The organism is Streptococcus mitis (genome assembly GCF_009496285.1).
Classification (GTDB): domain Bacteria; phylum Bacillota; class Bacilli; order Lactobacillales; family Streptococcaceae; genus Streptococcus; species Streptococcus mitis_BP.
Genome location: NZ_WIJK01000014.1, coordinates 1 through 21,729 on the forward strand (window position 1 = coordinate 1; position 21,729 = coordinate 21,729).

Annotated in this window: 22 protein-coding genes and 1 pseudogene; 9 read left to right on the plus strand and 14 right to left on the minus strand. The window is 40.5% G+C overall.

Annotation, left to right across the window (positions count from 1 at the left end):
- Positions 1-173: 173 nt before the first annotated feature.
- Genes GEZ89_RS05660 through GEZ89_RS05670 form a run of 3 tightly spaced genes read left to right on the plus strand, consistent with a single transcriptional unit; the run spans position 174 to position 2,378 of the window.
- Positions 174-1,340, plus strand: a complete 1,167-nt coding sequence (locus GEZ89_RS05660; RefSeq protein ID WP_153225291.1) for an NAD(P)/FAD-dependent oxidoreductase — start codon at positions 174-176, stop codon at positions 1,338-1,340.
- Positions 1,341-1,390: 50 nt separating this feature from the next.
- On the plus strand, positions 1,391-1,912 hold the full coding sequence (locus tag GEZ89_RS05665; protein ID WP_061862833.1) for a DUF1697 domain-containing protein: 522 nt from the start codon (positions 1,391-1,393) through the stop codon (positions 1,910-1,912).
- Between the two features lie 10 nt (positions 1,913-1,922).
- Positions 1,923-2,378: an 8-oxo-dGTP diphosphatase gene (locus tag GEZ89_RS05670; protein ID WP_153225292.1), complete on the plus strand. Its 456-nt coding sequence runs from the start codon at positions 1,923-1,925 to the stop codon at positions 2,376-2,378.
- Between the two features lie 107 nt (positions 2,379-2,485).
- Here the strand turns inward: GEZ89_RS05670 and GEZ89_RS05675 are convergent, their stop codons facing one another.
- Complete coding sequence (locus GEZ89_RS05675) at positions 2,486-3,226, minus strand: MerR family transcriptional regulator (protein WP_153225293.1); 741 nt, start codon at positions 3,224-3,226, stop codon at positions 2,486-2,488.
- A 231-nt stretch (positions 3,227-3,457) separates the two neighbouring features.
- On the opposite strand from GEZ89_RS05675, the gene GEZ89_RS05680 reads away from it, so the two are divergent.
- Positions 3,458-4,798 carry a sodium-dependent transporter gene (locus GEZ89_RS05680; protein ID WP_153225325.1) on the plus strand — a complete coding sequence of 447 codons (1,341 nt, stop codon included), beginning with the start codon at positions 3,458-3,460 and terminating at the stop codon, positions 4,796-4,798.
- A gap of 40 nt (positions 4,799-4,838) precedes the next feature.
- Here GEZ89_RS05680 and manA read toward each other — a convergent pair whose 3' ends face one another.
- The 3 genes and pseudogenes from manA to GEZ89_RS05695 all read right to left on the minus strand — a co-directional run bounded on the left by manA (position 4,839) and on the right by GEZ89_RS05695 (position 6,554).
- The gene (gene manA / locus GEZ89_RS05685; RefSeq protein WP_153225294.1) at positions 4,839-5,783 is read right to left on the minus strand and encodes a mannose-6-phosphate isomerase, class I; all 945 of its coding nucleotides are present in this window, start codon (positions 5,781-5,783) and stop codon (positions 4,839-4,841) included.
- A 120-nt stretch (positions 5,784-5,903) separates the two neighbouring features.
- Positions 5,904-6,059, minus strand: a pseudogene (locus tag GEZ89_RS05690) (family 1 glycosylhydrolase); the annotation flags it as partial.
- Positions 6,060-6,293: 234 nt separating this feature from the next.
- Positions 6,294-6,554, minus strand: a complete 261-nt coding sequence (locus GEZ89_RS05695) for a SemiSWEET family transporter (protein WP_025170330.1) — start codon at positions 6,552-6,554, stop codon at positions 6,294-6,296.
- Between the two features lie 322 nt (positions 6,555-6,876).
- On the opposite strand from GEZ89_RS05695, the gene GEZ89_RS05700 reads away from it, so the two are divergent.
- Positions 6,877-7,221 carry a LapA family protein gene (locus tag GEZ89_RS05700; RefSeq protein WP_049503129.1) on the plus strand — a complete coding sequence of 115 codons (345 nt, stop codon included), beginning with the start codon at positions 6,877-6,879 and terminating at the stop codon, positions 7,219-7,221.
- A 177-nt stretch (positions 7,222-7,398) separates the two neighbouring features.
- On the opposite strand, the gene GEZ89_RS05705 is transcribed toward GEZ89_RS05700, so the two are convergent.
- From GEZ89_RS05705 to GEZ89_RS05725, 5 genes are all read right to left on the minus strand, one after another.
- Entirely contained in the window at positions 7,399-7,746 is a 348-nt protein-coding gene (locus GEZ89_RS05705) for a VOC family protein (RefSeq protein ID WP_153225296.1), read from the minus strand.
- Positions 7,747-7,856: 110 nt separating this feature from the next.
- The gene (spxB, locus tag GEZ89_RS05710; RefSeq protein WP_049503130.1) at positions 7,857-9,632 is read right to left on the minus strand and encodes a pyruvate oxidase; all 1,776 of its coding nucleotides are present in this window, start codon (positions 9,630-9,632) and stop codon (positions 7,857-7,859) included.
- A gap of 323 nt (positions 9,633-9,955) precedes the next feature.
- Positions 9,956-12,178 (minus strand): heavy metal translocating P-type ATPase, encoded by a 2,223-nt coding sequence (locus tag GEZ89_RS05715; protein ID WP_153225297.1) that lies wholly within the window; start codon positions 12,176-12,178, stop codon positions 9,956-9,958.
- Positions 12,179-12,187: 9 nt separating this feature from the next.
- Positions 12,188-12,559 carry a cupredoxin domain-containing protein gene (locus tag GEZ89_RS05720; protein ID WP_075232216.1) on the minus strand — a complete coding sequence of 124 codons (372 nt, stop codon included), beginning with the start codon at positions 12,557-12,559 and terminating at the stop codon, positions 12,188-12,190.
- Positions 12,560-12,569: 10 nt separating this feature from the next.
- Positions 12,570-12,965 carry a CopY/TcrY family copper transport repressor gene (locus GEZ89_RS05725; protein WP_075232217.1) on the minus strand — a complete coding sequence of 132 codons (396 nt, stop codon included), beginning with the start codon at positions 12,963-12,965 and terminating at the stop codon, positions 12,570-12,572.
- A 204-nt stretch (positions 12,966-13,169) separates the two neighbouring features.
- Here GEZ89_RS05725 and GEZ89_RS05730 point away from each other — a divergent pair, with 204 nt between their 5' ends.
- Genes GEZ89_RS05730 through GEZ89_RS05745 form a run of 4 tightly spaced genes read left to right on the plus strand, consistent with a single transcriptional unit; the run spans position 13,170 to position 16,131 of the window.
- Positions 13,170-13,850, plus strand: a complete 681-nt coding sequence (locus GEZ89_RS05730; RefSeq protein WP_000384100.1) for an amino acid ABC transporter permease — start codon at positions 13,170-13,172, stop codon at positions 13,848-13,850.
- Positions 13,810-14,487, plus strand: coding sequence for an amino acid ABC transporter permease (locus GEZ89_RS05735; RefSeq protein WP_153225298.1), 678 nt, complete (start codon positions 13,810-13,812; stop codon positions 14,485-14,487). Before GEZ89_RS05730 ends, GEZ89_RS05735 begins: the two co-directional genes overlap by 41 nt.
- Positions 14,488-15,246: an amino acid ABC transporter ATP-binding protein gene (locus tag GEZ89_RS05740; protein ID WP_153225299.1), complete on the plus strand. Its 759-nt coding sequence runs from the start codon at positions 14,488-14,490 to the stop codon at positions 15,244-15,246. It abuts the gene before it with no gap.
- Positions 15,247-15,264: 18 nt separating this feature from the next.
- On the plus strand, positions 15,265-16,131 hold the full coding sequence (locus GEZ89_RS05745; protein WP_153225300.1) for a cysteine ABC transporter substrate-binding protein: 867 nt from the start codon (positions 15,265-15,267) through the stop codon (positions 16,129-16,131).
- A 175-nt stretch (positions 16,132-16,306) separates the two neighbouring features.
- Here GEZ89_RS05745 and pyrE read toward each other — a convergent pair whose 3' ends face one another.
- The 5 genes from pyrE to murD all read right to left on the minus strand — a co-directional run bounded on the left by pyrE (position 16,307) and on the right by murD (position 21,663).
- A complete protein-coding gene (gene pyrE, locus GEZ89_RS05750; protein ID WP_153225301.1) occupies positions 16,307-16,939 on the minus strand; it encodes an orotate phosphoribosyltransferase in 633 nt (210 codons plus the stop codon).
- 39 nt (positions 16,940-16,978) lie between these two features.
- Positions 16,979-17,674: an orotidine-5'-phosphate decarboxylase gene (gene pyrF, locus GEZ89_RS05755; RefSeq protein WP_153225302.1), complete on the minus strand. Its 696-nt coding sequence runs from the start codon at positions 17,672-17,674 to the stop codon at positions 16,979-16,981.
- A gap of 241 nt (positions 17,675-17,915) precedes the next feature.
- Positions 17,916-19,241: a cell division protein FtsQ/DivIB gene (locus GEZ89_RS05760; RefSeq protein WP_153225303.1), complete on the minus strand. Its 1,326-nt coding sequence runs from the start codon at positions 19,239-19,241 to the stop codon at positions 17,916-17,918.
- 9 nt (positions 19,242-19,250) lie between these two features.
- Positions 19,251-20,309 (minus strand): UDP-N-acetylglucosamine--N-acetylmuramyl-(pentapeptide) pyrophosphoryl-undecaprenol N-acetylglucosamine transferase, encoded by a 1,059-nt coding sequence (locus GEZ89_RS05765; RefSeq protein WP_153225304.1) that lies wholly within the window; start codon positions 20,307-20,309, stop codon positions 19,251-19,253.
- A 1-nt stretch (position 20,310) separates the two neighbouring features.
- The gene (gene murD / locus GEZ89_RS05770; RefSeq protein ID WP_153225305.1) at positions 20,311-21,663 is read right to left on the minus strand and encodes a UDP-N-acetylmuramoyl-L-alanine--D-glutamate ligase; all 1,353 of its coding nucleotides are present in this window, start codon (positions 21,661-21,663) and stop codon (positions 20,311-20,313) included.
- Between the last annotated feature and the right edge of the window lie 66 nt (positions 21,664-21,729).

The window sequence follows — 21,729 nt, forward strand, 5'->3', positions numbered from 1 at the left end:
ATAGAGAATATCCCTTTTTATTTTGTTCTAAATTCGATTTTTGAATGGAATATCAGATGATGAGACAAAATATTTTTGAAAACAGAAAAAGACAAACACCAAAAATGACGTTTGTCTTCGTTCTGACAAGAGATGACTTATCATCTCTTGTTTTTTTATGGTACAATACTTTTATGAAACATTTTGACACTATTGTAATTGGGGGAGGCCCTGCTGGTATGATGGCTACGATTTCAAGTAGCTTTTATGGGCAGAAAACCCTTCTCATCGAAAAAAATCGAAAACTTGGAAAAAAATTAGCTGGTACTGGTGGTGGTCGCTGCAACGTGACCAACAATGGAACTCTAGATGACCTATTAGCTGGCATCCCTGGGAATGGCCGCTTTCTATACAGTGTCTTTTCCCAGTTTGATAACCATGATATCATCAACTTTTTTACTGAAAATGGCGTAAAACTCAAGGTCGAAGACCATGGTCGCGTCTTTCCAGCCAGCGACAAATCTCGAACCATTATCGAAGCACTGGAAAAGAAAATCATGGAGCTAGGTGGGCAAATTGCCACTCAAACAGAGATTGTTTCTGTTAAAAAGATAGACGACCAGTTTGTCCTCAAGTCAGCAGACCAAACCTTTACTTGTGATAAACTCATTGTCACAACAGGTGGAAAATCCTATCCTTCTACTGGCTCTACTGGTTTTGGTCATGAAATCGCCCGACATTTCAAACACACTATTACCGAACTCGAAGCTGCTGAAAGTCCATTGTTGACTGATTTCCCACACAAGGCCTTGCAGGGAATTTCCCTAGACGATGTAACCCTAAGCTATGGCAAGCACGTCATCACTCATGATTTGCTCTTTACCCACTTTGGTTTGTCAGGTCCTTCTGCACTACGCATGTCTAGCTTTGTCAAGGGTGGGGAAATTCTCTCCCTAGATGTCTTGCCACAATTTTCTGAAAGCGAATTGTTATCATTTCTAGAAGATAACCGTGAAAAATCCTTGAAAAATGCCTTAAAAACCTTGCTCCCTGAACGCTTGGCAGAATTTTTCGTGCAAGGATATCCTGAAAAAGTCAAACAACTAACAGAAAAAGAACGCGACCAACTTGTCCAGTCCATCAAGGCTCTTAAAATCCCTGTAACTGGCAAAATGTCATTAGCTAAATCCTTTGTAACTAAAGGTGGCGTTAGTCTCAAGGAAATCAATCCTAAAACGCTGGAAAGTAAGCTAGTCCCTGGACTCCACTTTGCTGGTGAGGTACTAGATATCAATGCCCATACGGGGGGATTTAACATCACTTCCGCCCTCTGCACCGGCTGGGTGGCAGGCTCAAACTAGAACTATAAATGATATAGTATCTAAAGATATTGGATAAGAAAGGAGCTATTTTGGAACATATTATTTTACTGAGAGGTGTTACACCGAATGGACAAAATGCTATCCCTAAAATGTCTTATCTGGTAGATATCTTAACAGAGGCTGGTTTTCAACACGTTCGAACTTATATTCAAAGTGGAAATATTATTCTTGAAAGCGACTTAGCCATAGAAGAAATACGAGAACAAGTCCATACTCTAATAAAAGAAAAAATCGGAGCCGACTTGAAAATGGTTATTAAAAATAAGAGTGATTTTACAAAAATTGTCCAAGAAAATCCGTTTGGAGAACATTATCTTTATGACCGTATACATATAATTCTTTTCCAGAATGCTATCCAAAGTCTACCATTTGAAAAATTGGATAGTGACTATGGTGAAGAAGAAATTTGTATCGGCAACCATTGTCTTTACCTCTATCTCCCTAGAACTGCAAAACGAAAAAAGCTTAATACCAACTATCTTGAAAAACTGTTCGGCGTTGATCTGACCATGCGAAAGTTAAACGTGGTAGAAAAATTACTAACAAAATAGGAAAAATAATATGAGCAGAAGAGAATCAGTCGAATTTGTCAACATGTGTATGATTAAAAATGGGGGCAAGGTCCTAGTTCAAGACCGAATTAGCCCTGACTGGCCTGGCATTACTTTTCCTGGTGGTCATGTTGAACGTGGCGAATCCTTTGTCGATGCTGTCATTCGCGAAGTGAAGGAAGAAACTGGTCTGACCATTTCTAAGCCTCAACTCTGTGGTATCAAAGATTGGTATGATGACGAGGACTATCGTTATGTTGTCCACTTTTACAAAACAGAACACTTTACTGGTGAGCTCCAATCTTCAGACGAAGGAAATGTCTGGTGGGAGGATTTTGAAAATCTATCTCATCTAAAATTAGCTACTGAGGATATGTCTGACATGCTTCGTGTTTTTCTCGAAGAGGACCTCAGTGAATTCTTTTACTATAAGGATGGAGAAGACTGGTCTTACCAACTCAAATAACAGTAAATCGGCAGAGAACACTCCGCCGATTTTTATCTTATCTAAGTCTGTGTCTTCCTGCTAAAATCTGTTACTGGTTTTGTCAGCCTTAGCTTGGTCTTTGAGTTTTATCGAGTTTGTTTGCTTACATAGTGAGCAATGACATCTGATGTGTACTGGGCTGTTCCCTGTCCAAACTTATCAATGTTTTCCTTAAACTCTGGATTATAGACATAGCCTTTTCCGATATGACCAAAGACCTCGATAGAGCAGTCAAATCCATAAGTACGGATGGCTTGCAAGAGTTTGCCTGCTTCCTCTTGATTTTCAGATGCTGTTGCAGGTAGATCAGCTTGAAGATTTTGTGCCAAGGCTTGAAAGACTTGGTTGAAGGCAGCCGTAGCTTCGTCTTCGTGACCTTTTTGGCGCTCGAGAGCCTGGTCCATGACTTCTTGACCATACTTATCTACCGCCTCTTGCTGGTATTTTTGATGGTCTTGATAGCTAAATCCAGTGAATTTTTCCTCAATAGTCATTTTTCTTTCTCCTTTTTGTTCTTGAATGGTTTTTTGCAAGGTGGAAATCAAGGTATCCAGATGTTGCCTTTCTCGAGTTAGATAGTCCAACTGCCTAGTCAAATGTGGTAACAAGTCCGTCTTTTCTTCCTTCAATAGCTCTGCTATTTTTTCTAAAGAAAAGCCTAGATACTTGTAATAAAGGATAACCTGAAGTCGTTCTAAATCTTCTTGACTGTAGGTTCGATAGCCATTTTCTGACTTTAACGGAACCAAGAGTCCTATCTTATCATAATGGTAAAGGGTCTTGATAGAGACGCCTGAAAGCTGCGCAGCTTCTTTGATATGGTACATGATTTCCTCCTCACATAAATAGTATATACCCTCCCCTTTGAGGAGAGTCAAGTATTTTATCATATTTTTTATAAAAACATGAAAATCGCTTTCTTGACAGACTTGAAAAATCATGATAGGATAATCAAGTCTATCAATCAAATAAAAAGCTCATAAAGAGCCATTGAGAGAAGGCTATTTGACAACTCAAGTAGCCTTTTCTTATTTTAAACAATAGATCGGAGTTTAACGATGTCTGAAAAATCGCAATGGGGCTCAAAACTGGGCTTTATCCTTGCATCTGCTGGTTCTGCTATTGGTCTTGGGGCCGTTTGGAAATTCCCTTATATGACCGCTGCTAATGGTGGAGGAGGATTTTTACTGGTCTTTCTCATCTCGACACTATTGATTGGTTTCCCACTTTTGCTTGCTGAATTCGCCCTTGGTCGGAGCGCTGGCGTGTCAGCAATCAAAACCTTTGGAAAATTGGGCAATAACAAGAACTACAATTTTATCGGTTGGATCGGTGCCTTTGCCCTTTTCATCCTCTTATCCTTTTACAGTGTTATTGGGGGATGGGTTTTAGTCTATCTAGGTATCGCTATTGCTAAAGCCTTCCAAGTTGGGATTAGCAGTGATTATGCCCAGCTCTTCACAGACATTATTTCAAATCCATGGATTGCCCTTGGTTCCCAAGCCCTCTTTATCTTCCTCAACATCTTTATCGTATCTAAGGGAGTTCAAAAAGGAATTGAAAGAGCATCGAAAGTTATGATGCCCCTGCTCTTTATCATCTTTGTCATTATCATCGGGCGCTCTCTCAGCTTGCCTAATGCCATGGAAGGTGTGGTTTACTTCCTCAAACCTGACTTTTCAAAACTGACAAGCGCCGGACTCCTCTATGCTCTGGGGCAATCTTTCTTTGCATTATCGCTCGGTGTTACTGCTATGTTGACCTATGCTTCTTACTTAGATAAGAAAACCAATCTGGTCCAATCAGGTATGTCCATCGTTGCCATGAACATCTCTGTATCCATCATGGCAGGATTAGCCATTTTCCCAGCTATGTCAGCCTTTAACATCCAGTCTGAGGGTGGTCCAAGTCTTCTCTTTATCGTCTTGCCACAACTCTTTGACAAGATGCCTTTTGGAAGTATTTTCTATATTCTCTTTCTCTTGCTCTTCCTCTTTGCGACGGTCACTTCTTCTGTCGTGATGCTGGAAATCAATGTAGGCAACATCACCAACCAAGACAATCGCAAACGTGCTAAGTGGAGTATGATTTTAGGGGTTTTGACTTTTGTATTTGGTATCCCTTCAGCCCTATCCTACGGTGTCATGGCAGACGTCCAAATCTTTGGAAAAACTTTCTTTGATGCTATGGATTTCTTGGTTTCCAACCTCCTTATGCCTTTCGGTGCTCTCTGCTTGTCCCTTTTTACAGGCTTTATCTTTAAAAAAGCACTCGCTATGGAGGAATTGCATCTTGATGAAACAGCATGGAAACAAGGACTTTTCCAAGTCTGGCTCTTCCTTCTTCGTTTCGTCATTCCAATCATCATCATCGTGGTCTTTATCGCCCAATTTATGTAATCAAAAAGGACTTGAGTAGTGAACTCAGGCCCTTTCTTTTTTATGGATGGCTAACAATTAATTCCAAATCTTGCCCTTCCAGAGTCCAAGCTTCAACATCACTCGGCAAGATAAAGTGACTACCTTTTTGGATTGGATAATCTTTTCCGTCTACAGTCAGTTTCCCTTGACCAGCCAAGACACTCAACAAGCTGTAATCAGCCGTCTTCTCAAATTCAACTTTTCCTGTGATTTCCCACTTGTAGACTGCGAAGAAATCATTAGAGACAAGTAAAGTTGAGCGTAAATCATCAGCTTTGACAGTCACAGGACGGCTATTTGCAGGCTCACCAATATTCAAGACATCGATAGATTTTTCAAGGTGTAGTTCACGCAAGTTTCCATTATCGTCCTTGCGGTCAAAGTCGTAGACGCGATAGGTGGTATCACTAGACTGTTGGGTTTCAAGAATCAAGATGCCTGCACCAATAGCATGCATGGTGCCACTTGGTACATAGAAGAAATCTCCAGCCTTAACTGGTACTTTTGTCAACAGGTCATCCCAGTTCTTATCTTCGATTTGCTGACGGAGTTCTTCTTTTGACTTGGCATTATGCCCGTAGATAATCTCTGAACCTTCATCCGCAGAGATGATGTACCAACATTCTGTTTTTCCAAGTTCGCCTTCATGCTCTAGTCCATAAGCATCGTCTGGGTGAACTTGGACGCTAAGCCAGTCGTTAGCATCGAGTATTTTGGTCAAAAGTGGAAATACAGGTTCTGGACGGTTGCCAAACAATTCACGGTGTTCCGCATACAAAGTAGCTAGGTCTGTTCCCTCGTAGCGTCCATTTGCAACCTTTGAAACGCCATTTGGATGAGCTGAGATGGCCCAGTATTCTCCGATTTTTTCACTTGGGATGTCGTAACCAAACTCATCACGTAGCTTGGTACCTCCCCAAATTTTTTCTTGCATAACTGATTGTAAAAATAATGGTTCTGACATGTCAATCTCCTGTCTGATTTTTCTCCCCTCATTATAGCAAAAAAAGAGTTCGAATTGAACTCTTTTTCACATCTTATAAATTAGGGAGAAGATTTTATAAAAATAGTGAACAAATGTGCTCTACTCAATGCTTGCACCATTGCTGGCAATGACATCCTTGTACCAGTAGAAGGATTTCTTCTTGCTACGTTTGAGAGTCCCATTTCCTGCGTTATCTCGATCCACATAGATAAAGCCATAGCGCTTGTTCATTTCGCCTGTTCCAGCCGAAACCATCCGGAAAAGTCAGTTTTTCGGTCATAAGTCTACTCAACTTTCTTATTTGCTTGTTCATTTACTTATATTATAGCTCATTCTGAAACCTTTTCTTATAAAATACTGTGACATACTGATACTATTCTACTATTTAAGTTGATCAGATTGTTTTTTAAAAAATTATCCTCTCGAAAAAGCAAATAGCCTCCCCGGAAACAAAAAAAGAAGACTGAAAACTAGTCTCCTCTGTTCCTTTTAAATCAAAGCTGTGATAGCGGTTACTAGGCCAAAAATAATACCTGGTGCATTCGCTGCTGCAAGGGGGATATCTCTTTCTTTTTTGAAAAGACCGTAGTAGACCCATAGACTACAGTTGATCGCTGCAACCAAGGGCTCAATGAAATTTCCTTTTTGACCAGCCAGATTGTCCATGATTTGTGGGAAGTAAGACATATACATCATAACAGACATAAAGGTCGCTACCCAACCTAACATTTTCATTTGTTTTTCAGTTATTTTCAAAACCTATTTCATTTTTACTGAATCTTATTTTATAATCTTCTTTCAAAACAATCAAGACTTTGAAGCTTTTGTTATAAAGATGTAAACTATCACAATCTTGTGAGAAGAAAGAGGGAACAGAAAAAAGACTGGATTGCTCCGATCTGTTTAGTCAATCAAATATTAGAAAATGAATACTCCTTTTCAATGAATCGATTGATGGTAAATAAGCTGTTAGAAATTATTGACAGTATCGAAATTTTCTAGTAAAATGAATTTTGTTAATACCTAAATGGTGTGTAATTTTCTATCAACATAGTCAGGAGAAAAGGAACTTATGCTAAAAAAATTTAATGAATTGTCACTGAAAGATAAGGCTTATCTAATTGGCGGTTTGATCTTATTAGTCATTGTGATCTCCTTTGGTCTGCTCAATCGTCAAACAGTAACTGTCAGTCTTGTCTTTACACAACTATCTGCTCCCTTGATTTTGGTGATTTTTACTTGTCTAGTAATCGGGATCATTGTTGGTAGTGCTATTGGTTTTAGCTATCACCATGGCAAGACTCAAGAGCTGAAAAGCCGCATTGCTGAAGCAGAAACGACTATCCATAAAAAAGACAAGGAGCTTCTCCAGTACAAGGAACAGGTGCAACAATTAAAACAGGAAGCCAAACAATAAGTGTAGAAATCATAACCACCCGTCAGCGGGTGGTTTTTTGTCTCGCACCTAATGGAACGAGACGGACTGAAAATCGCATAACAGAAAAAAAACCGGATTGCTCCGATCTTTCAATAGTTCATATTCTCACATTCTGTTTTAAGAATAGTTAAGGTTATCTTCAAATGACTAAGCACCCTATTTCATACGATAAAAATCAATCACTAGACCAGCAGGGCCTTTAACTAATAAAGACTCTGTTCCCCAATCCGTTTCACAAGGCCCATGTAAAATCTCGACACCAATCTCTTTTAATCGTTGGTAATTCTGTTCTACGTCCTCAACCTCGATGTGAAGAATGATTCCTGACTGAAAGTTTTCCAAAGGAATCAAATGATTTTGAGAGAACATGAGACAGTGACTGCCAATCGTGAACTGAGCAAAACTATCATCAACATAATCGGCCTTTTTATCCAAGATATGCTCCAGTTCCGCACAGACTTGGGGAACATCTGAAACGATAATATCTAATTGATTTAAATTCATTTACTATTCTCCATAAAAAGACCGGATGACTCCGATCTTTTTAAGTTTCACTCTATGAAAATCAAAGAATAAATTCTACAAATTTAAAATTTGATTTTCGACGAGAGAAATTATTTAATTGCGCGTGATTGCAATCCTTCTTCTTCCAAGAAGAGGCGGAATGGTACGAGTTCTTCTGCTTCGTATTTTTCCTTGAAGGCTTTGATTGCTTCTTCTGAGTGTTGTTTTGGATCCAACTCAAGTACTTCTACTGGAAGTGGACGATGTGGAGTGATGTGAGCATCGATCACAACTGTCTTACCTTCTTTGTTGAGTTTAACAGCTTCTGCAACAACTGCATCGATGTCTTCGATACGGTTCACAGTGAATCCTACAGCACCTTGCGCTTCAGCGATTTTCGCATAGTCAGCATTAGGGAAGTCACAACCAAACAAGTGTTTGTTTGTGTCCTCGTATTTGTCCTTGATGAAGGCATATTTACCATTTGAGAAGACAACGTTGATAACTGGAAGGTCGTATTGAACGTTTGTGATAACGTCTGGGTAGCACATGTTGAATGCACCGTCACCCATGATGTTCCATACTTGGCGATCTGGATTGTCTTTCTTAGCAGCGATACCACCAGGAAGGGCAATACCCATTGTCGCAAAGAGTGGAGATGTGCGCCACATGTTCTTAGGTGTCATGTGAAGGTGACGAGTAGATGTTTGAGTAGTGTCACCTACGTCGATTGAGTAGATAGCGTCTTGATCAGCATGTTTGTTGATTGCATTGTAGACTTGGTACAATTGCAATTCACCCTCAGTTTTACCTTCGAGTTTGTTCATGTAATCACGCCAGTTTTGGTTGTTCTTCACGTTTGCACGCCACCATGGAGTAGACTCAACTGGGTTTACTTTATCAAGGATAGCTTTAGCTGCTTGACCTGCATCACCAAGGATAGAAGCGTCAAGAGCGTGACGTTTACCAAGTTTGTAAGGGTCGATATCCACTTGGATGAATTTTTCAGTGTTTTTGAATGCTTCGTAAACTTCAGCAAATGGGAAGTTTGAACCAAGGAAAAGAACTGTGTCTGCTTCAAAGACCACTTCGTTGGCTGGCTTCCAACCAACACGGTAAGCAGAACCTGTCAAACCTTCGTAGTTCCATTCGAAAGCTTCAAAGTTTTTACCAGTTGTGATGATTGGTGCTTTGATTTTACGTGACAATTCAGTGATCACTTCACCAGCTTTAACACCACCGTAACCAGCGTAGATCACTGGGCGTTCAGCGTTGTTCAAAATTTCAACAGCTTTATCAATTTCAACTTCGTTCAAAGCAGGAGCGATGAATGAACGCTCGTATGAACCTGAACCGTAGTATGAGTTTTCGTCGATTTCTTGGAAACCAAAGTTTACTGGAATTTCAACGACAGCTGGACCTTTTTTAGAAACGGCAGCACGGCAAGCTTCGTCAATAACTTTTGGTAATTGCTCTGCGTAAGCTACACGTTTGTTGTAAACAGCGATACCGTTGTACATTGGGTTTTGGTTCAATTCTTGGAAGGCATCCATGTTCAATTCGTTAACTGGACGTGATCCAAGGATAGCAAGGAATGGAGTGTTATCCATAGCTGCATCGTAAACACCGTTGATCAAGTGAGTTGCACCAGGTCCACCTGAACCAACTGCAACACCGATAGATCCGCCAAATTTAGCTTGCATAACCGCTGCAAGAGCACCTGTTTCTTCGTGACGAACTTGCAAGAAACGGATATCTTTGTCTTCAGCCAAAGCGTCCATAAGTGAGCTGAGTGTTCCTGATGGGATACCGTAGATAGTGTCTACGCCCCATGTTTTCAATACGTTAAGCATTGCTGCAGATGCAGTAATTTTCCCTTGAGTCATAATGATAACTCTCCTTAAAAGTTAATTTGATGAATAATAAAAGCGCTTTTATATGTTTTTTGAAAACGATTCAGTAAATTTACACTCCTAATTTATCACATTTACTTATAGTTTCATAAGAATGTGCTCAGAAACTTTCATTCTCTATTACAGTACAGATTGAAAACGTTTTGAAAATCTGTTTTAGAATAGCAAAAAAGCGGTTAAAACCGCCTTTTTATACTCAATGAAAATCAAAGAGCAAACTAGGAAGCTAGCCGCAGGCTGTACTTGAGTACGGCAAGGTGAAGCTGACGTGGTTTGAATTTGATTTTCGAAGAGTATTAATCGACTTTAGTAAAATTAAGCATCAGAGAGCTGATTAGAACAGAGACTGAACTAAAGGCCATGGCCAATCCTGCAAGTTCTGGATTGAGTACCAAACCAAGACTTGAAAAGACTCCTGCTGCAATCGGAATACCAATGAGGTTATAGATAGAAGCCCAGAAAAGATTGAGTAGAATACGATTAAAGGTCTTCTTACTCATATCAAAAGCACGTGCCAATCCTAGTAAATTGTTGGTTGTAAGGACAAGATCTGCTGATTCAATGGCAATATCTGTCCCAGAGCCCATGGCAATTCCGACATCCGCTACACTGAGGGCCGGCGCATCATTGATACCATCTCCAACAAAGGCCAATTTGCCATTCTTTTGAAGCTTGTGAATTTCATGTGCCTTTTCCTCTGGCAAGACATTTGCAATCACTTCTTCGATTCCAATTTGCTCTGCAATCGCATGCGCTACTCCAGCATTATCTCCGGTAAGCATGACCGTTCTAAGGCCGCGTTTTTTCAATTTAGCAATAGCTTCTTTGGCATTTTCCTTAGGGACATCCTGCAAGGCAATTAAGCCTTTTAGTTCACCATCTACTGATAAGAAGACAACTGTTTTCGCTTCTTTCTCAAGCAAATCAAATCGTTCTTGATAATCATGTGGAATAGCAAGATCATCTAAGAGTTTGGCATTCCCAAGCAAGACTTGTTTACTATTAATAATCCCAGTCACACCTTTTCCATGCAAGGCTTGGAAGTTTTCCACTGGGTAAAGGCTAATTCCTAGTTCAGATGCACGATTAACAATAGCTTGAGCTAGCGGGTGTTGAGATACATCTTCCAGTGAAGCAGCCAAACTTAGCACTTCTCTTTCATCACCAATAACATCTGTCACTACTGGCTTCCCTTCGGTCAAGGTTCCTGTCTTGTCAAAAACAATGGTTTGGACTTTTTGGATTTCCTGTAAAACTGTACCATTTTTGAGAAGAATCCCCATCTTGGCACTTCGTCCTGTTCCAACCATGAGTGCTGTCGGTGTCGCGAGTCCTAGTGCACAAGGACAGGCAATTATCAAAACAGCAACTCCGTAGAGAAGTGACGTCACAAAGCTTTCTCCTAGGAAAACAAACCAGATCCAAAAAGTAAGAAGTCCTAAAATGACAACTGCTGGTACAAAAATCCCAGAAATCTTGTCTGTCAAATCTTGAATAGGAGCACGACTCGTTTGCGCTTTCTTCACAAAGTCCACAATCTGAGCCAGCATAGTCTCAGAACCAACTTTTTCAGCTTTAAAAATGATCGTACCACTATTATTGATAGTTGACCCAATAACAGCATCTCCAACTGATTTATCGACTGGAATACTTTCCCCAGTCACCATTGATTCATCAATACTCGTTTCACCTTCTAACACGGTCCCATCAACGGCAATTTTTTCACCTGGTCGAACGCGAATGAGATCCCCAACTTTGACTTGTTCTAGAGGGATTTGAACATAAACATCATCACGCAAAACCTCTGCTGTTTTTGCTTGTAGGTCTAATAATTTTTCGACTGCCTGTGAAGTATTTTTTCGCATTTTTTCCTCAAAAACTGCTCCCAAAAGAATGAAGAAGAGGATAAATGCAGCACTTTCAAAGTAAACGGGCAGACCAGTGAAGAGGGCAACTAAGCTATAGAAATAGGCCACTAGGGTTCCCAGAGCAACCAAGGTATCCATGTTGGAATTGTGCTTTTTAAAACTAGCCCAGGCGCTTCTGATATATGGAACTCCAGCTACCAGCATAATGGGTGTTGTGGCTAAAAAGGTGCCCCAACGCATGACTTGGTGACTAATTCCTCCTGTAGACATCCCAATCATGAGAATCACAAGAGGCACAGTAAAGATACTAGTAATCCAAAAACGCTGTAAAAGACTGAGAGACTTTTTAGTTTTTTCAACAACGGTGTAGGTCCCCTTTTGCATCTTCATGCCGCATGAAAATTCATGCTCGCCCAAGTCTTGAGGCGTAAAGCGAATGACTTTTTCCTCGTCTTGAGCGATTGGTTCTAGGATTCCTTCTTCTTCGAAGAGAATCTCCTTATAGCAGTTTGATGGTGTCACACGGTGAAAGGTAATCTCAGCAGGAATCCCTTTTTGCAGTTGAATGTGGGCTGGATGGTAGCCTTTGTCTGCCGTGATACGGATTTTTTGAACACCATTTTCAAGACTTGCTTTTACAATTTCAGTCATATCATTCTCCTATTCTACAATCATCTTACCGTGCATCATATTCATGCCACAAGAGAAACCATACTCACCTGCTTCTTCAGGAGTGATTTCAACCACATATTGGTCTCCCATAGGCAGATTTGCATGCACTCCAAAGTCTGGAAAAACGATTTGGTCCAAGCAAGGTGAAGGATCTTTTCGATCGAAAATAATGCGAGCAGGTTGCGATTTTTTTAGAATAATAGTTCCTGGAGTATATCCCCCCATGACTTCCACTCGAATTTCTTGATAGCCATTCTTTTGTTGAGCTCTCTTACCGTCTTCTTGAGGTTTTTTGAAAAACCAAAAGAGGATAAAAGCAATCAATCCTAGAACAATAATAGATACAAATAGATTTAACATAGCGTCTCCTTTACATACAATTACATCTTACTTCTGTTACAGCACTTGCTTTTTTCTTTGAAATTACTTCTTCCAAGCCTTCCAAGTCAGCTAGGGTAAAGTCACATTCTTCAATCAAATCAGCTAGCAAGAGCTTTATTCTTCGAGAACAAAGCTTGTCTTTGATATCCTGAACCATTAAGCCCTTACTATCATCTAGCGTTAAAAGGGACGAATAGACAAAGGACTTGCCCTGTTTTTCCCGAGTCAAACATTCTTTCTCTACCAGACGGGCTAAGAGTGTCTGGATCGTGGATTTAGACCAGCTAAACCTTTTCTCTAATACTTTTATGAGATCAGTACTAGTCTGTTCTCCCTGCATCCAGATAATCTTCATGACCTGCCATTCTGCATCCGAAATCTGCATCAGCACACCTCCAAAATCTACATTTGTCAATTACAATTATCAGTATACTCTCAAAATCTACATTTGTCAACCCAAAATCACATTTTTAAAATTTATCGCCGTTATAAATATTTTTTATCACCACAATAAAAAATACATATTATCCAAAGCTCTCTTTTAATGCTACAATAACTGTATCATTTTCCTAGATGGGAGGTTCTACTTTTGGATTGGTCCATTGTTGAACAATATCTACCACTCTATCAAAAGGCATTCTTTCTGACCTTGCATATTGCAGTTTGGGGAATTCTAGGTTCTTTTTTGCTGGGGCTCATCGTCAGTGTCATCCGGCATTACCGCCTTCCTGTTTTCTCCCAGTTGGCAACAGCCTATATCGAACTTTCACGAAATACACCCCTTTTGATACAACTTTTCTTTCTCTACTTCGGCCTACCTCGAATAGGGATTGTTCTTTCTTCAGAAGTCTGTGCAACAGTCGGGCTCATCTTCTTAGGTGGTTCCTACATGGCAGAATCCTTCCGAAGCGGGCTAGAAGCAGTCAGTCAAACCCAGCATGAAATTGGTTTAGCCATTGGGCTTACTCCATTTCAGGTTTTTCGCTACGTGGTTCTTCCACAAGCGACAGCGGTTGCTCTACCATCCTTTAGTGCCAATGTTATTTTCCTCATCAAGGAAACATCTGTCTTTTCGGCAGTCGCCCTTGCTGACCTTATGTATGTTGCTAAGGATTTGATAGGACTCTACTATGAGACAGATATCGCACTAGCCATGTTGGTGGTTGCTTACCTTATCATGCTTCTACCTATTTCACTAGTCTTTAGTTGGATAGAAAGGAGGCTCCGTCATGCAGGATTCGGGAATGCAAGTACTCTTTCAGGGAAATAATCTCCTGAGAATTTTACAGGGATTGGGCGTCACGATTGGGATTTCAATCCTGTCTGTCTTCTTATCCATGATTTTCGGAACGGTGATGGGAATTATCATGACTTCTCATTCTAGAGTGATTCGTTTCTTGACTCGTTTTTATCTAGAATTTATCCGGATCATGCCCCAGCTGGTGCTCCTTTTCATCGTTTACTTTGGTTTAGCTCGAAACTTTAATATCAATATTTCTGGTGAGACTTCTGCTATTATCGTTTTCACCCTCTGGGGAACAGCTGAGATGGGTGACTTAGTTCGTGGAGCTATCACTTCCCTACCGAAACATCAATTTGAGAGTGGACAAGCACTTGGCTTAACTAAATTTCAACTCTACTACTACATCATCATCCCTCAGGTCTTAAGAAGATTGCTCCCACAAGCCATCAACCTTGTCACTCGGATGATTAAAACGACTTCCTTGGTTGTTTTGATTGGGGTTGTTGAAGTTACCAAGGTTGGACAACAAATCATTGATAGTAATCGTCTAACGATTCCAACAGCATCCTTTTGGATTTATGGAACAATCTTAGTCTTGTATTTCGCGGTTTGTTTCCCTATTTCCAAACTATCTACTCACTTAGAAAAACATTGGAGGAATTAAATGTCTGAAACTATTTTAGAAATCAAGGAACTAAAAAAATCCTTCGGAGACAATCCTATCCTCCAAGGACTTTCTTTAGATATTAAAAAGGGGGAAGTGGTTGTCATCCTAGGACCATCTGGTTGTGGGAAAAGCACCCTTCTTCGTTGCCTCAATGGTTTAGAAAGTATTCAAGGAGGAGATATCCTGCTGGATGGCCAATCCATCGTTGAAAATAAAAAAGATTTTCACCTAGTTCGCCAAAAAATCGGCATGGTCTTTCAAAGTTATGAACTCTTTCCTCACTTGGATGTCCTTCAAAACCTCATCCTAGGACCTATCAAGGCTCAAGGACGCGACAAGAAAGAAGTAACACAAGAAGCCTTACAGTTACTAGAACGTGTAGGATTGTTGGATAAACAACATAGCTTTGCGCGTCAATTATCTGGTGGACAAAAGCAACGGGTTGCTATCGTTCGTGCCCTTCTCATGCATCCAGAAATCATTCTTTTTGACGAGGTAACGGCTTCACTGGATCCAGAAATGGTACGTGAGGTTTTGGAACTCATCAATGACTTGGCCCAAGAAGGGCGTACCATGATTCTGGTAACCCATGAAATGCAGTTTGCCCAAGCCATTGCGGACCGCATTATCTTCCTTGACCAAGGGAAGATTGCTGAAGAAGGAACTGCTCAAGAATTCTTCACAAATCCAAAAACTAAACGAGCACAAGAATTTTTAAACGTCTTTGACTTTAGCCAGTTTGGCTCATATCTATAATCAATAAAGGAGATTATTATGAAACTACTTAAACCAATTTTAACTGTTTTTGCCCTAGCATTTGCGCTTATCTTCGTCACAGCTTGTAGTTCAGGCGGAAGCTCTGATGCTTCATCTACTAAGGCAACTGCCAAAGCTCGTACCATTGATGAAATTAAGAAAAGTGGCGAACTTCGAATCGCGGTATTTGGAGATAAAAAACCATTTGGTTATGTTGACAACGATGGTTCTTACCAAGGTTACGATATCGAACTTGGTAACCAATTAGCACAAGACCTTGGTGTCAAACCGAAATATGTATCAGTGGATGCAGCTAACCGTGCTGAATACTTGATTTCAAACAAGGTTGATATCACACTTGCCAACTTCACAGTTACTGACGAACGTAAAAAACAAGTTGACTTTGCCCTTCCTTACATGAAAGTTTCTCTCGGTGTTGTGTCACCAAAAGATAAAGTCATCAAAGACGTTAAAGAACTTGAAGGCAAAACCTTGATCGTTACAAAAGGAACTACTGCTGAAACTTACTTTGAGAAAAATCACCCAGAAGTAAAACTTCAAAAATATGACCAATATAGCGATGCCTATCAAGCCCTTCTTGATGGACGTGGAGATGCCTTTTCTACTGACAATACTGAAGTCCTAGCTTGGGCGCTTGAAAATAAAGGATTTGAAGTAGGAATTACTTCTCTAGGTAACCCAGATACCATTGCACCAGCAGTTCAAAAAGGTAACCAAGAACTTCTTGACTACATCAATCAAGAAATCGAGAAATTAGGTAAGGAAAACTTCTTCCACAAGGATTATGAAAAAACACTTCACCCAACTTACGGTGATGCTGCTAAAGCAGATGACCTGGTTGTTGAAGGCGGAAAAGTTGACTAATACTCTTCGAAAATCAAATTCAAACCACGTCAGCTTCACCTTGCCGTACTCAAGTACAGCCTGCGGCTAGCTTCCTAGTTTGCTCTTTGATTTTCATTGAGTATAACATCTAATAAACATAACAAAAAGAAATCAGGTAATCCTAGTGATTACCTGATTTTGATTTTTATATACCTTAAGCTTTTTGCCAATTTTCCTGGTCTTCTTTAAATCGTTTTAAAAGGTCAAGTCCTTCTGGTGTGATATAGCCCTCTTCTTGGGCTAGGTGGATGAGCTCACTATAGTTTGAAAGGGTCACCAGTTTGACACCAGCATCCGCAAAGTTCTTATCTGCTTTTGCTAGTTGATAGCTGAAGATAGCTACAACACCCAGAACATCTGCTCCTTCACGCTTGGCAGCAGCCACGGCCTCAAGAACTGAGCCACCAGTTGAAATCAAATCTTCAACAACGACCATTTTTTTCCCTTGGGCTACATGGCCTTCAATTTGGTTGCCTGCTCCGTGATCTTTTCGTTTGCTACGAATATAAGCAAATGGCAGATTCATCTTGTCAGCGATGATGGCACCATGCGGAATACCTGCCGTCGCTGTTCCTGCAATGACTTCTACCTCAGGGAATTCTGCCTTAATAGCTTCTACAAAACCATTTTCAATCAAGGTGCGAGTTTCTGGATAAGCAAGCGTCACACGGTTGTCCGTATAAATCGGTGACTTGATCCCAGAAGCCCATGTAAAAGGCTCTTCTGGCTTGAGGTAAACGGCTTGAATTTTCAATAGATGGCTAGCAATATCTTTAGCAAGTGTCATGGTTTTCTCCTTTTGTTTTTATAATCTATTTCTTCAATTTCAGTCTTGGTTCCACTCATCCTTGATAGCATGATAAGCTGCAACTGGATCAGTGGCTTGAGTGATTGGGCGACCGACAACGATGTAGTCACTACCAATTTGATACGCATCTGCTGGTGTCATGACTCGTTTTTGGTCTCCAACTGCAGCCCCTGCTGGTCGAATACCTGGTGTCAGGCAGATAAAATCTTTGCTTGTCGCTTCTTTGATAAGCTTGACTTCTTGAGCTGAACAAACCACACCATCTAATCCAGCTTCAGCAGTTTTCTTGGCATAATGAATGACCGATTCTTGAAGACTGGTTTGGATATTTTGGAAGTCTCTCATTTGCTCCTCAGAAGTTGAAGTCAACTGAGTGACAGCAATCAATTTGGCTTCTTTTCCAAGACCTTCACGCGCAGCTTTCATCATTTCTACACCACCTGCGGCATGAACATTGGTCATGTCAACACCCAGATGAGACAAAACCTTCATGGCTGACTTAACCGTATTGGGAATATCATGAAGTTTGAGATCCAGAAAGACACTATGACCTAAGCCTTTCAAATAAGAAACAATCTCTGGACCTGTAGCGTAATAGAGCTCCATACCTACCTTTAGATAGAGGCTCTCTTCAGCTGGAAAAAGAGCTAAAAATTTCTTGACTGCCTCAAAACTTGGAAAATCAAGAGCAATAACTGGACGAGATTCGCGCATACTTTTCTCCTTTTACCTTTATAAGTTAGAGAGCATGAAAAAAGGAACCTGCCTACAGCAAGGTTCCACGAAAAATGGGTAGAGTCCACCCTTTCACCGTCTAACCTTAGCTGCCTCTCTGGACTGCTTTAAAGGTTTTTTACTATTCTATTATTTAAAGCGGTAGTTGTCAAGTAAAAACAAGTAACTGAACTAGTTTAAAATAGGTCCAATCATCAAATTAAGTAATACCCTTTGATGTTTATCGACTCTGTGTTGTTTGAGTGGTTTGAGTCGTTTGTGTTGTTTGACCTTGATTTCCTTGCTCAGTTTGTTTTTGCTTCTCTTCTTCCTGCTTCTTCTTTTCCTCTTCTTCTTTTTTCTTCTTTTCCTCTTCTTTGGCTTTGATTCTTTCTTCTTCTAGAGCTTTATCTGCCAAACTATAGCTATAAATACCGACTTCCATATCAATCCCACTAGGAACTGTTAACTGTGGCTTAATTTTACTATAGTAAGGCAATTTTTTCCCAAGTTCTGATAAAGGAACCAAAACCTCATCCGTATCATACATGGTAATTTTGAGCAGATCACTGGTTACACTGCTTGGAGCCAATTCAATCGTTTTGATAGCTTGCTTAATCTCTGGGCTGACTTCAGCCAGTTGTTCAATCAAGGTTTTGACTTGCTGCTCATCGTTAAATAGTACAGACATATAGGTTTCAGGAAGACTGACTAGACTAACTGGACTGGTTTCCACCGTCCCACTAGAAAGAATCGGATAATGATCCTCTCCAGAAACATAATAGGCTACAATCCCGTATTCCTTGACCTGGATGGTAAAATTGGTCGGGAATTGATAGTGAATGCTAGCAGATTCAATCCAGTGATTGGACTTAATCATCTCAGCATGTTTGTCTTTATTGAGGAGTAGACCAAAGGTATAGTCACTATCACGAATCCCTGAAGCCTCTTTGATTTGGTCTGCATTGGTCTCTACCGTACCAGTAACCTCTATGTTTTTCAGAGTTGAGTATGGCGTCAAAAGATAGATGGAAAAGAACAAGACAAGCAAACTTGGGATTAGAATCGTAACAGCACGCCAGATATGAACACTTGGAATAGAAGGCTTAGCAATCTTTTTCTTAGACTTAGATCTCTTTTCTTCTACTTTTGTTTCTTCAGATTTTTCTTGAGATTTTTCATCCTCTTCTACTAGTTCTGGTTCAGTAGTTTCCTCCTCATTCTCAGGAGAGGACTGGTCTTCTGCACTCTCCTTCTGCTCTTCAGGATTAGAATCTGAATCCTCTTCTGTCTCAGTATCTTCAGATAAGTCTGACTCTTGTTCTTCCTTAGTCTCTTCTTCAGCCTTTTTGCGCAGATATTCACGGTTCTGCTTCTGCCACTCTGATAAAGTGGTTTCTTCTTCCAGAGCTTTTGAAACTTCTTTTTTATTGGCATCTGCTTGGGCCTTTTCTTTGGCTAGTTGAGCCTCTTCTTCAGCCTTTTTTTGAAGATATTCTTGATTTCGTTTTTGCCACTCTGACAATTCCTTGCCTTGAGTTGGCTCTTGTTTCTTATCCTTTGACATCGATTTTCCTTATGATAGATCTTTTTTTAGTAGCGCATAAAAATCCGCCACAGATTTTAATTCATGAGAATTCTTCATCGTGCTCTGGTAGTCTTCTTTGTGAGTCAAAAGCTTGCTTACTTTTTCTTCTAAAGTAGACAAGGTTAAGTCACTCTCTTGCAACTCCTCTGCATAGCCTTTTTTCACGAAATAAGCTGCATTTTCAATCTGGTCTCCACGACTAGCTTCACGCCCCAGTGGCACAATGACATGCAATTTAGCCATAGCAAGGAGTTCAAAGATGGTATTGGCACCACCACGAGTAATGACCACATCAGCCAGATTCATGAGCGGTTGATAGAGGTCAGTCACATAGTCAACACGATAGAGGTTTGAACTTAGTTCATTTAAACTAGCATCACCTGTTAGGTTGATGATATTGTAGCGACTAGTCAGCTCTTCCTTGTGGTCTGTAACTAATTGGTTAAAGACACGCGCCCCAGCAGAACCTCCAACAAAGAGAAGAGTTGGTAGTTTGCTATCAAAATAAGTTCTGATGTCCACCATTTCTTCAGGTTCTTCCATAACTGGACCAGAAACCTTGGTCACAGCTCCAACGTGCTCTACCTTAGTGAGACTAGACGCTTGCTCGAAAGTAGAGTACATCTTAGTCGCAAACTTATAGGCGATTTTATTGGCCAAGCCCATGGAGAGGTCAGACTCGTGGATAAAGACTGGTACTCTGCATACTCGCGCTGCAATAACAGGCGGCACAGATACAAATCCACCCTTAGAAAAGAGGGCCTGTGGACGAAGTCGAAGCATGATAAAGAGCGATTGAAGGATTCCAAATGTAACCTTAAAGACGTCAACCATATTTTGCCATGAGAAATATCGGCGCAATTTCCCAGTTGCAATAGAATGGAAAGTGACATCTAAACCTGACTTGAGGATTTCATGATGCTCAATTCCGTTTTTGTCACCAATATAGTGGACTTCCCAGCCATCTTCGATGAACTTAGGCATTAACAAAAGGTTGAGGGTAACGTGTCCAACCGTTCCCCCACCTGTAAATACTATTTTTTTCATATTATCCCTTTAACTCCGCTACAGTGTCGATGAAAAGATCTCCACGTACTTCAAAGTTAGCATACATATCCCAGCTAGCATTAGCAGGACTGAGGAGAACCACATCTCCTTCTTCTGCAAGTTCATAAGCCTTGCGGGTTGCATCTGCAATATCTGTTGCATCCACATAAGCCACACCTGCCTTATCGGCTGCACGTTTGACACGTTCTGCAGACTGACCGAGAATGACCATTTTCTTAAGTCCAGTAATATCTGGTACCAATTCGTCAAACTCATTACCACGGTCTAAACCACCAGCAATCAAGATAACCTTGCTATTGTCAAATCCAGACAAGGCTTTTTGAGTTGCTAAGATATTGGTTGATTTACTATCGTTATAAAATTTAACCCCATTGATTTGGTCTACAAATTGGAGACGGTGCTTGACACCACCAAAGGCTGACAAGGTTTCCTTGATGGTTTCATTGTCAACACCACGAAGTTTAGCAACAGCAATGGTTGCAAGAGCATTTTCCACATTGTGGCTACCTGGAACACCGATTTCATCAGCTGCCATGACTTTTTCACCACGGAAGTAGAGTTGACCATCTTCAAGATAAGCTCCATCAACCTTTTCAAGTGTTGAGAATGGTACTACAGTTGCATTTGTCTTTGTCGCCAGTTCTTTGGCTAATTCTTGATTAAAGTTCAAAACTAGATAGTCTGAGGCCGTCATATTCTTCTGAATATTCCACTTAGCTTCGACGTAGGCTTCAAAAGAACCGTGATAGTCGATATGGGTTGGCATCAGGTTGGTGATAACAGCAATTTCAGGATGGAATTCCTGGATTCCCATTAGTTGGAAAGAGGATAGCTCCATGACAAGAGTATCCTTATCTGTCGCAGTTTGAGCCACTTGACTAGCAGGATAACCGATGTTCCCTGATAAAAGTCCATTTTGCCCTGCAGCAGTCAGAACTTCTCCAATCATAGTGGTGGTCGTTGTCTTACCATTTGAACCTGTAATACCTACGATTGGTGCTTCTGAGATCAAGTAGGCCAACTCAACCTCAGTCAAAACCGGAATGCCTTTTTCTAGAGCTTTTTCAATCATAGGATTGCTATAAGGAATCCCTGGATTCTTTACCATGAGGGCAAAATCTTCATCCAACAATTCCAAAGGATGTCCACCAGTGACAACCTTGATACCCTCTTCCAAGAGACTTTGCGCAGCTGGATTTTCCTCAAAAGGCTTGCCATCATTCACTGTCACAATGGCACCTAGCTTGTCCAAAAGACGAGCTGCAGATTCACCAGATTTGGCCAAACCTAGGACTAATACTTTCTTATTTTCAAATTGATCAATTCGTTTCATATCTAGAACTCCATTTCTACTCTTACTATTTTACCATTTTTATGAAAATAAAAAAGCCACAAAGGG